The sequence below is a fragment of the Stenotrophomonas sp. P5_B8 genome, from assembly GCF_054049855.1.
In genome coordinates, this window is record NZ_JBFULO010000132.1 from 1 (window position 1) to 9,686 (window position 9,686).

The following is a 9,686-nucleotide window of genomic DNA, read 5'->3' on the forward strand; positions in this document are numbered from 1 at the left end:
GCAGCCAGGTCAGGATGGTGGTGGTGGTGGTCTTGCCGTGGGTGCCGGCGACGGCGAGCGTGTCGCGGCCCGGCAACACCTGTTCGGACAGCCACTGCGCGCCGGAAATATAGCGCTGGCCGGCGTCCAGCACCGCTTCCACCGCCGGGTTGCCGCGCGACAAGGCGTTGCCGACGATCACCGCATCGCAGTCGCCCGAAACGCTGTCGGCCCGGTAGCCCGGGTCCAGGGCGATGCCCAGCTGTTCCAGCTGGGTGGACATCGGCGGATAGATCGCCTGATCGCTGCCATGGACCGTATGGCCCAGTTCCCGCGCCAGCGCGGCCACGCCGCCCATGAAGGTGCCGGCAATACCAAGGATGTGAATCGTGCTCATGCGTTGGATTGTCGCCGATCCCCTGCGTCGTGGGCCATGGTCGGCAGACAATTCCTCATGCGCGCGCCGGAATTCAGTCGCCGGGTGTCGGGGAATCCCCGATAGCGATGTACTGTGAAGACGGACACAATGGAACCGGCCAGCCTCAGCACCCCATTGGTCCTACTCCCCAAGAGGCCATCCCCAGGGGAGCTCATGCTGCGGGGCTCTGAGCAAGCCCGTTCGCTGGCACCTCCACACCACGCGCCTGGCCCCTTCGGGGGCCGGGCGTGTGCGTTCATGGGCCAGGCAGGCGCCGCGCATGCGGCGCCGGGTGACTCAGCCGTGGATCGCCGCGCGGATGCGCGCTTCCACCGCGTCCAGCTCACCGACGCCATCGACGCGAGCCAGGGTGCCGCGGCCGGCGTAGAAGTCGACCACCGGGGCGGTCTGGTCGTTGTAGACCTGCAGGCGCTGACGCACCGATTCGGGATTGTCGTCGGCGCGGCCCTGCTCGGCGGCACGGCCGGCGATGCGCTCGACCAGCAGTTCGGTCGGCACGTCCAGCTGCACCACCGCATCCAGCGGCTGGCCGATCTTGGCCAGCAGGGTGTCCAGCGCGTTGGCCTGGGCCACGTTGCGCGGGTAACCGTCGAGGATGAAGCCGTTGGCCACGTCAGCCTGGCCCAGTCGCGATTCGAGCATGCCCAGCAGGATGTCGTCGGACACCAGGTTGCCCGCGTCCATCACCGCCTTGGCCTGCTTGCCCAGCTCGGTGCCGGCGGCCACTTCGGCACGCAACAGGTCGCCGGTGGAAATGTGCGCAATCGACAGGTGTTCCTTCAGGCGCGTCGCCTGTGTCCCCTTGCCCGAACCGGGCGGTCCCAACAGAACCAATCGCATCAACCTGACTCCAACTTGGTAAGAAAATGGAAGGGCGCGCGCCCCGGGATTGTCCACAATCACGCTGCACCGCAATACGCGCACTTTACCCCATACCGGTAATGTCTCTGCAATGTCCTTCCCCCAGACCAAGGTCGACCCATGTCCAAAGGTACCCTGCTCTACGCCCAGTCAGGCGGCGTCACCGCCGTCATCAACGCCACCGCCTCGGCGGTCATCAGCACCGCCCGGGCCAAGGGAATCAAGGTCTTGGCCGCGCGCAACGGCATCCTCGGCGCGCTCCGCGAGGAGCTGATCGATACCACCAAGGAATCGGCGGCGGCGATCGCCGCGCTGGCCCATACCCCCGGCGGAGCGTTCGGCTCGTGCCGCTACAAGCTGAAATCGATCGAGGCCGACCGGGCCAAATATGAGCGCCTGCTGGAGGTGCTCCGGGCCCATGACGTGCGCTGGTTCCTCTACAACGGCGGCAACGATTCGGCCGACACCGCGTGGAAGGTGTCGCAGCTGGCCAAGGCCTTCGACTACGACCTGACCTGCATCGGCGTGCCCAAGACCATCGACAACGACCTGGCGGTGACCGACACCTGCCCCGGCTTCGGGTCGGCGGCCAAGTACACGGCCGTGTCGGTGCGCGAAGCGGCACTGGACGTGGCGGCGATGGCCGAGACCTCGACCAAGGTATTCGTCTACGAGGCGATGGGCCGCCACGCCGGTTGGCTGGCGGCGGCGGCCGGGCTGGCTGGCGAAGGCCCCGATGACGCCCCGCACATCATCCTGCTGCCCGAACGCGCCTACGACGAGGCCGCGTTCCTGGCCAAGGTCAAGCAGGTGGTCGAGCGCGTGGGGCACTGCGTGGTGGTGGCCTCCGAAGGCATCCAGACCGCCGACGGCCGCTTCGTCGCCGATGCCGGCGGCGGCAAGGACTCGTTCGGGCATACCCAGCTGGGCGGCGTCGCCTCGCAGCTGGCTGCACGGGTCAAGGACACGCTGGGCTACAAGGTGCATTGGACCTTGCCCGACTATCTGCAGCGCTCGGCCCGGCATATCGCCTCCAAGACCGACTGGGAGCAGGCGCAGGCGGTCGGCAAGGCGGCGGTGCAGTTCGCGCTGAAGGGCCAGAACGCGGTGATGCCGGTGATCGTACGCGGCAGCGACAAACCGTACCGCTGGAAGATCGAGGCCGCGCCCCTGCACAAGGTGGCCAACCACGAGAAGAAAATGCCGGCCGGTTTCATCCGCAAGGACGGCTTCGGCATCACCGCCAAGGCGCGCGCCTACCTGTCACCGCTGATCAAGGGCGAAGCGCCGTTGCCCTACGGCGCCGACGGCCTGCCCAAGTACGTCACGCTGAAGAACGTGGCAGTGAAGAAGAAACTGCCTGCGTTCAAAGCGTAAACCACTGCAGCAATAACGGCCGCTGGTGGGCTCCGTCGGGGATCAGGCGATCCCGGGGAGCCGGCCAGCGGCCTTCATTACTGTCACGCAAGCTGCTCAGTTGCAGGGCTTGCCTTCCACCTTCAGCTGCGCGGCAAACATCGGCACCTGCGCGATCTTGCCGGCGGCCGCCTGTTTCTTGGCCTCTTCCAGGTAGATCCGGGACTGGCCCTGGCCATCCAGCTCGGGCTTCTGCGCGACCGGCATGCGCCATACCCGCACGACCGCCTGCTGTGCGGGGCACGCGGCGCTGGGGACGCGGATCACATCATTGAGCTTCCAGCCCTTGGCCTGACTGGGCTGGGCCTTGTCGAAATCGACGAAACGCGCACGCGGCTGGCACTGCTCGCTGGTGCGCACCACAGCGAATTTGTAGGGCTGCGCGGCATCGGCGGTGAACATGCCCTCCAGCCGCGCACAGGCCTCGGGAATCTGGCGCAGCGTATGCGCCGCGCCCACCGCCTGCGGCGCACCGGCGGCGCGTTGCAGCTCGGGGGTTTCGGCGGCGCTGGCCGCGATGGCGGGCAGCAGCGCGAGCCAGAGCAGGTGACGGGTGGACATGGCAGGACTCCGGGAGCTGGGGATGGAGCGAGGCTGCCAGCGGATGGCTGAACGGCGTGGCAAGGCGTCCCATCAACGCGTAGCTGGATCCAGAGGGCTGGCCACCAGCCCCCTGAGTCAGGGGGCAGCCGCGAAGCGGCGGGGGACTGGATGCTGATAAGAGGGGCCCGTGGTTTGCGCAGCAAACCATGGGGCGACAGCGCGCATGCGATGGCGCGTACCCGGCACTACCGGTCTGCGGGAGAATGCCCGCATACTCGGGTCACCAGGGATTGCTGAACACCGCCACACGCTTGAGGACCGGGTACGGTCTGAACGGGTTGGTCCAAGGTTGCAGCCCGTTGTGCCCCGCGTGGAGAGGTTCGTCCGTTCACTGGATGCCATCCATCACCCGGGAGGGGACATGCTGGAACGTTACGGGCTTTCTCTGGCGCTGTTCTGCGCCATTCTCGCGATTCTCTACGGCATCGTGTCGGCACGCTGGATTCTCCGGCAACCGGCTGGCAATGCCCGCATGCAGGAAATCGCCGCCGCCATCCAGGAAGGCGCGCGCGCCTATCTCAACCGTCAATACCTCACCATCGGCATCGCCGGCGCCGTGCTGTTCGTGCTGGTCGGCGTCTTTCTCAGCTGGTACACCGCGATCGGGTTTGCGATCGGCGCGGTGCTGTCCGGCGCGGCCGGTTACATCGGCATGAACGTGTCGGTACGCGCCAACGTGCGTACCGCCGAAGCGGCGCGCAACGGCCTCAGTGCGGCGATGGACGTCGCCTTCCGGGGCGGCGCGATCACCGGCATGCTGGTGGTCGGGCTCGGCCTGCTGGGCGTGGCCGGCTACTACGCGCTGCTGCTGCGGCTCGGTCTGGAAACCGGGCAGGCGCTGCACGCGCTGGTCGGGCTGGCGTTCGGTTCGTCGTTGATCTCGATCTTCGCGCGTCTGGGCGGCGGCATCTTCACCAAGGGGGCCGACGTCGGCGCGGATCTGGTGGGCAAGGTCGAGGCCGGCATTCCCGAGGATGATCCGCGCAACCCGGCGGTGATCGCCGACAACGTTGGTGACAACGTCGGCGACTGCGCCGGCATGGCSGCCGACCTGTTCGAGACCTAYGCGGTGACGGTGATCGCCACGATGCYGCTGGGCAGCCTGATGCTGGCCGAAGCCGGGCGCAACGCGATCCTGTATCCGCTGGTGCTGGGCGGTGTGTCGATCATCGCCTCGATCATCGGCGCGCTGTTCGTCAAGGTGAAGCCGGGTGGCTCGATCATGGGCGCGCTGTACAAGGGCGTGATCGTGTCCGGCGTGCTGGCGGCGATCGCGTTCTATCCAATCACCATCCAGTTGATGCCGGACAACGCACACGGTGCGCTGAACCTGTACTTCTGCGCCCTGGTCGGCCTGGTGCTCACCGGCCTGATCGTGTGGATCACCGAGTACTACACCGGCACCCAGTACAAGCCGGTGCAGCACGTGGCGCAGGCATCCACCACTGGGCACGGCACCAACATCATCGCCGGGCTCGGGGTCTCGATGAAGTCCACGGCCCTGCCGGTGATCGCGGTCTGCGTGGCGATCTGGCTGGCGCACTACTTCGGCGGCCTGTACGGCATCGCCATCGCCGCCACCGCGATGCTGTCGATGGCCGGCATGATCGTCGCGCTGGATGCCTACGGCCCGATCACCGACAACGCCGGCGGCATCGCCGAGATGGCCGAGTTGCCCTCCGCCATCCGCGACATCACCGATCCGCTGGATGCCGTTGGCAACACCACCAAGGCGGTGACCAAGGGCTATGCGATCGGCTCGGCGGCACTGGCCGCGCTGGTGCTGTTCGCCGATTACACGCATAACCTGCAGGCCGCCAACCCCGGGGAGGTGTTCGCCTTCGACCTGTCCGACCACACGGTGATCATCGGCCTGCTGATCGGCGGCCTGATCCCCTACCTGTTCGGTGCGATGGCGATGGAGGCCGTGGGCCGGGCGGCGGGTGCGGTAGTGGAGGAAGTGCGCCGCCAGTTCCGCGAGATCCCCGGGATCATGGAGGGCACCGGCAAACCGCAGTACGACCGCGCCGTGGACATGCTGACCCGCTCGGCGATCCGGGAAATGATCGTGCCCTCGCTGCTGCCGGTGGCGGTCCCGGTGGTGGTCGGCCTGCTGCTCGGGCCGCGCGCGCTGGGTGGCCTGCTGATCGGCACCATCGTCACCGGCCTGTTCGTGGCGATCTCGATGACCACCGGCGGCGGTGCGTGGGACAACGCCAAAAAGTACATCGAAGATGGCCACTTCGGCGGCAAGGGAAGCGAGGCGCACAAGGCCGCGATCACGGGCGATACGGTCGGCGATCCTTACAAGGACACGGCAGGCCCGGCGATCAATCCGTTGATCAAGATCATCAACATCGTGGCATTGCTGCTGGTGCCGTTGCTGTAGAACGCGGCAGGGGTGCATGTCCCGGCCGTGCCGGGGCATGCGCGCCTTTGCAGGAGCGCACACTCTACGCGCGGCGCAGCTTCACCGCCCACCAGACCATGAGCATGACGCCGCCCACTGCCCACAGGGCGGCCATGGCCAGCAACAGGTCCGGCAGGTCTTCGAACCGCAGGGGGCTGCCGAGGAACGCCGCCGCACAGAGGGCCAACCCGACGCCACTGGGCAGACGGGCACCGTGCCACGCCGTATACGCGAACAGCGGAGCCAACGCGCCGGTGAGCGTGATCGCCGCGACGAACGGGGCCAGCGAAAGCAGCGCAACGAGCAACGCGATGACGGCGGCAGCCCATGCAACAACGGTGGCACGTCTGCGATGCATCCCTGTCCCTCCCGAATGCGGCCATCCGTGCCGTGGTGCCGAGGATGCTAGTGCCACCTCGCTGCGCAGGCAACGCAGGGGCCACGCCCGGGTTCAGCGGCGACGGATGAAAAAATTCCACCGGCACCATGACCGCCACCGGGTCGCCGCGCTGTCCACCGCGGCCAGCGGCGCGGCGACCCTGTGCATCGCCGGGCGCCCTGCCCCCGCTCCGGCGATGCGGCGCTCACGCGGCTGCATCGATAATGGGGACCCCCCTTTTTTGCGGAGACCACCTCATGATGATCACCACCGAACCGCGCATGGGCAATCTGTTCCTGCAGCTCGGGCTGGAGGCGTCCGACGAGGCGATCGCCGGCTTCATCCGTGCCCACCAGCTGCCGACCGAGGTCGCCCTGGTCGACGCACCGTATTGGAACGACGGGCAACGTCAGTTCCTCGCCGAACAGCTCAAGTCCGATGCCGACTGGGCGATCATCGTCGATGAACTCAGCGAAGCGCTGCATGCCGACGCCGTGGCGCAGCAGACCGGCGTGTAATGACAACGCAGGGACCGGCAGCTGCCGGTCCCTGCGCACCAGGTAGGTTGGATCACGTCTTCGGTCCCGCCATCATGTTGCCCCGGTTGCATTGCACCGGCCGCAGCAACGCCGGGCGTCCGCGGATCCGCATCCCGGTGCGGGCGGAGGCATCGGTGGTCATGCGACAGACACAGGGCCGGGGCGGAAGGCGCGTCAGGTCCCCCGCAAATGCAGATGCGTCGTGCCTGCCCGCCTCATCCGCTACCGCGCCTGCGGCGATCACACGGCAGCTCACAGGCAGGTAGTCAACCCTTCGTACACCGTAGTGCTGGTCCCCGGTAGAAGGGTGTCGATGGCGTCCTGCCCGTGAAGCGTATCCAGCAGCAGCGGCAAGGGGGTGTAAGACGCCAGCGGCAGGCGGCAGGCCCAATCGCGGGCATCCACGGTGACCGCACCGGTGGCAGCCTCCACCGCCATGTTGCTGCCGGCGAATGTCCACCGGCACTCCCCCACCCGGCCGCTGGCGGCGTGCACCGAACAGCGCAGGCGCATGGCCTGCAGGTTGTAGTACTCGCCTTCGCAGAAGGTGTCGCCGCAGATGTCATCGAAGCCGCGCACCAGCGCCTGTTCAAGCGCACGTAAACGCGCCCCACCCTGGCCCTGGCGGGGATAATCCCGCGCGTCCACGTAGCGGGCCGACGCTGCCGCGCGCGCCGACCGCCGGGTCTGCTGGAGGCAGTCGCCCACCGCCTCGCCGATGGACATCGCGGCACCGGGCAGCACGATATCCAGCGCGTCGGCGCTTTCCAGGGAAGCATGGAAGGCCTCCACCGCCACTCCCTTGCCCAGCGGCAAAGGGCAGTCCCAGCGTCGGTTGTCCACCCGCACCTCGCCCGTGTCCGGCGCTACCTGCAGTTCGCTGGCAATGAACAGCCAGTTGCAGGCATGCACCTGCGCACGGGCCGCATTGACCGAGCAGCGTAGTTGCAGCGCGCGCAGATTGCTGTAGTCGCCTTCGCAGAGGGTATCGGCACAGACTGCGTCAAAGCGGCTCGCCAGGTGGGCTTCCAGGGAATAGAAGCGATCCCAGTTGGCCTCGTTGCGGGGGAAATCCACCAGGTCGATGAACGGCCGGGCAAGCAGGGGGGCGCTGGGCAGTGCCAGCAGCAGGGCAAACACTCGCAGCAGCAACCGGTGACGCATGTCCATGGCCAGACTCCAGCAGAAGGAGGGACCAGCCTCGCCGATCGCGGGGTGCAGCCCCATCCGGGCAGGCCGCGCCGGGCCGTGGGGAAACCCTCCACGGGGCCATGGTCCCACCCCGCTGCACGCGGGGCGGCAAAGGCATAAAATGGGGGGCTATCCGCCTTCATCCCCCTCTCGGAGTACACCCATGGGTCTGGAACTCGTCTCGCCCGGCAAGAACCCGCCGGAAGAAATCAACGTCATCATCGAGATCCCGAAGGATTCCGAGCCGGTGAAGTACGAAGTGGACAAGGAAACCGGCGCGATCTTCGTCGACCGCATCCTGTCCACCCCGATGCGCTACCCGTGCAACTACGGCTACGTGCCGAGCACCCTGTGCGGCGACGGCGACCCGGCCGACGTGCTGGTGGTGCTGCCGCTGCCGCTGATCCCCGGTTCGGTGGTGCGTTGCCGTCCGGTCGGCGTGCTCAAGATGAGCGATGAGGCCGGCAGCGACGAGAAGATCCTGGCCGTGCCGATCTCCAAGGTCTTCAGCGGCTACGCCCATGTGGAAGACATCGGGCAGGTGTCCAGCCACTGGCTGGAGCGCATCGGCCACTTCTTCGAGCATTACAAGGACCTGGAAAAGGGCAAGTGGGTCAAGCTTGACGGCTGGGCCGGCGCTGCCGAAGCCAAGCAGATCCTGATCGAAGCGCACCAGCGCTACCTCAGCAACAACGGCTGAGGCTGAACCGCATCGCTTCGGCGCTCGCCGCCGAAGCGATGGACATCACGTTTTTTAACTGCGGCACATCACTATTTGTGCCGGATTGGGTACATTGCGTCTTCACACCGTCCACGGTGCGTTTCACCGTGGTCAGCCAGGGGACTGTGTCGTGCGTATTCTGCTTGTTGGGGACCAAGCCAGCCTGTCGGCTGAGCTGATGGATTTCATTGCCGATCTTGGGGAAGAGTGGCAACCGTTGACCGCATCCGATGGCCAGGCGGCCATGAACATCGTCGCCGCCGGTCCGATCGACGCGGTGATCGCCTGCCCTACTCTGCCCGATCTCAACGCCACCACGCTGCTCGGCCAGATCCGGACGCTGCGTCCGGAGACGATCCGCATCGCGCTGGTGGATGCCGAGCAGGGCAACCGGCCGCCGCCGGCGCGCCTGATCGGGGTGGCCCACCGCTTCCTGCCGATGCCGCTGGCCCCGGAAGTGCTGCTGGAAGCACTGACCAGCCTGGAAGAGCTGCGCGAACTGCTCGACAGCGCACATCTGCGCAGCGCGATCGGCCGCATCGAAAAGCTGCCTTCGCCGCCGCACCTGTACCTGAGCCTGACCCAAGCGCTGGAGCATGACGACGAGACCGACACCGCCGATGTCTCCAAGCTGGTGTCGGCCGACCCGGCGATTGCGGCGAAGGTGCTGCAGCTGTCCAACTCGGCGTTCTTCAACAGCGGCCGTACCATTTCCGACCTGCGCACCGCGGTAACGCGACTGGGCCTGTCCACCCTGCGCGACCTGGTGCTGGCCAGCGAGGTGTTTTCCGCCTCGGCGTTGTCCGGTGCCGAACGCAATTCGCTGCAGCAGCGCGCGTTGCTGGCCTCGCGGCTGGCGGCCAAGCTGCTGCCCGATTCCAGCGCCGAGCTGGGTGCAACCGCCGCCCTGCTGGCCGACATCGGGCTGCTGTTGCCGGGCGTGCGCAACGAGCGCGTTGCCCCGGCCGACGCGGCCGATAAACGCCCCGGCCATGCCGAGGCCGGCGCCTACCTGCTGGGCCTGTGGGGCCTGCCGATGCCGATCATCGAGGCGGTGGCGTTCCACCTGCAGCCGCAGAAGTCCAACACGCGCAGCTTCTGGGTGACCGGTGCGGTGCACGTGGCGCTGGCGCTGATCAATGGCGATC

General features: G+C 67.3%; 10 protein-coding genes. 5 read left to right on the forward strand and 5 right to left on the reverse strand.

Annotated elements, in window-relative coordinates; all coding sequences use genetic code 11:
• Both ACXJKH_RS09435 and ACXJKH_RS09440 read right to left on the reverse strand, forming a co-directional pair.
• The coding region (locus ACXJKH_RS09435; RefSeq protein WP_457319234.1) for a Mur ligase domain-containing protein at positions 1 to 376 on the reverse strand (376 nt) is incomplete at its 3' end.
• A 318-nt stretch (positions 377 to 694) separates the two neighbouring features.
• On the reverse strand, positions 695 to 1,258 hold the full coding sequence (locus ACXJKH_RS09440) for an adenylate kinase (protein ID WP_312235992.1): 564 nt from the start codon (positions 1,256 to 1,258) through the stop codon (positions 695 to 697).
• A gap of 141 nt (positions 1,259 to 1,399) precedes the next feature.
• Between ACXJKH_RS09440 and ACXJKH_RS09445 the strand changes: the two genes are divergently transcribed.
• Positions 1,400 to 2,656 carry a 6-phosphofructokinase gene (locus ACXJKH_RS09445; protein ID WP_457319235.1) on the forward strand — a complete coding sequence of 419 codons (1,257 nt, stop codon included), beginning with the start codon at positions 1,400 to 1,402 and terminating at the stop codon, positions 2,654 to 2,656.
• Between the two features lie 96 nt (positions 2,657 to 2,752).
• Here ACXJKH_RS09445 and ACXJKH_RS09450 read toward each other — a convergent pair whose 3' ends face one another.
• A complete protein-coding gene (locus ACXJKH_RS09450; RefSeq protein WP_256776005.1) occupies positions 2,753 to 3,256 on the reverse strand; it encodes a hypothetical protein in 504 nt (167 codons plus the stop codon).
• A gap of 403 nt (positions 3,257 to 3,659) precedes the next feature.
• On the opposite strand from ACXJKH_RS09450, the gene ACXJKH_RS09455 reads away from it, so the two are divergent.
• Positions 3,660 to 5,687 carry a sodium-translocating pyrophosphatase gene (locus ACXJKH_RS09455; protein WP_457319236.1) on the forward strand — a complete coding sequence of 676 codons (2,028 nt, stop codon included), beginning with the start codon at positions 3,660 to 3,662 and terminating at the stop codon, positions 5,685 to 5,687.
• A 64-nt stretch (positions 5,688 to 5,751) separates the two neighbouring features.
• Here the strand turns inward: ACXJKH_RS09455 and ACXJKH_RS09460 are convergent, their stop codons facing one another.
• The gene (locus tag ACXJKH_RS09460; RefSeq protein ID WP_457319237.1) at positions 5,752 to 6,066 is read right to left on the reverse strand and encodes a hypothetical protein; all 315 of its coding nucleotides are present in this window, start codon (positions 6,064 to 6,066) and stop codon (positions 5,752 to 5,754) included.
• A 281-nt stretch (positions 6,067 to 6,347) separates the two neighbouring features.
• Here ACXJKH_RS09460 and ACXJKH_RS09465 point away from each other — a divergent pair, with 281 nt between their 5' ends.
• Entirely contained in the window at positions 6,348 to 6,605 is a 258-nt protein-coding gene (locus ACXJKH_RS09465; protein ID WP_256776073.1) for a DUF2789 domain-containing protein, read from the forward strand.
• A 273-nt stretch (positions 6,606 to 6,878) separates the two neighbouring features.
• On the opposite strand, the gene ACXJKH_RS09470 is transcribed toward ACXJKH_RS09465, so the two are convergent.
• Entirely contained in the window at positions 6,879 to 7,796 is a 918-nt protein-coding gene (locus ACXJKH_RS09470) for a hypothetical protein (protein WP_256776002.1), read from the reverse strand.
• 184 nt (positions 7,797 to 7,980) lie between these two features.
• On the opposite strand from ACXJKH_RS09470, the gene ppa reads away from it, so the two are divergent.
• On the forward strand, positions 7,981 to 8,517 hold the full coding sequence (gene ppa / locus ACXJKH_RS09475; RefSeq protein ID WP_256776001.1) for an inorganic diphosphatase: 537 nt from the start codon (positions 7,981 to 7,983) through the stop codon (positions 8,515 to 8,517).
• Positions 8,518 to 8,668: 151 nt separating this feature from the next.
• Positions 8,669 to 9,686: HDOD domain-containing protein (locus ACXJKH_RS09480; RefSeq protein ID WP_457319238.1), on the forward strand; the 1,018-nt coding region annotated here is incomplete at its 3' end.